Source organism: Pseudomonas sp. 30_B (assembly GCF_017491605.1).
Classification (GTDB): domain Bacteria; phylum Pseudomonadota; class Gammaproteobacteria; order Pseudomonadales; family Pseudomonadaceae; genus Pseudomonas.
Window position 1 is genome coordinate 1 of record NZ_JAFGYY010000284.1, and the last position, 468, is coordinate 468.

A 468-nucleotide genomic window follows, 5' to 3' on the forward strand; every position below is an offset into this window, starting at 1 on the left:
GACCTGTTCGCCGCGAAGGGCCTGAAGATGCCCGAGCAGCCGACTTACGAGCAGATCGCCGAATTCGCCGACAAACTGACCGACCGTGCGAACGGCACCTACGGGATCTGCCTGCGCGGCAAGGCGGGCTGGGGCGAGAACATGGCGTACGTGTCGACGGTCGTCAACACGTTCGGCGGCCGCTGGTTCGACGAGAACTGGAACGCGCAGCTCACGGCGCCCGAGTGGAAGAAGGCGATCAACTTCTACGTGAACCTGCTCAAGAAGAACGGGCCGCCGGGCGCGAGCTCGAACGGCTTCAACGAGAACCTGACGCTCACCGCATCGGGCAAGTGCGCGATGTGGATCGACGCGACGGTCGCGGCGGGCATGCTGTACAACAAGCAGCAGTCGCAGGTCGCGGAGAAGATCGGTTTCGCGGCCGCGCCGGTGGCCGCGACGCCGAAGGGCTCGCACTGGCTGTGGGCG

At 66.0% G+C, this 468-nt stretch carries 1 protein-coding gene; it reads left to right on the forward strand.

Annotation, left to right across the window (positions count from 1 at the left end):
- A partial coding sequence (locus tag J5M67_RS28305; protein ID WP_207888657.1) for an extracellular solute-binding protein occupies positions 1-468 on the forward strand: 468 nt, incomplete at both ends.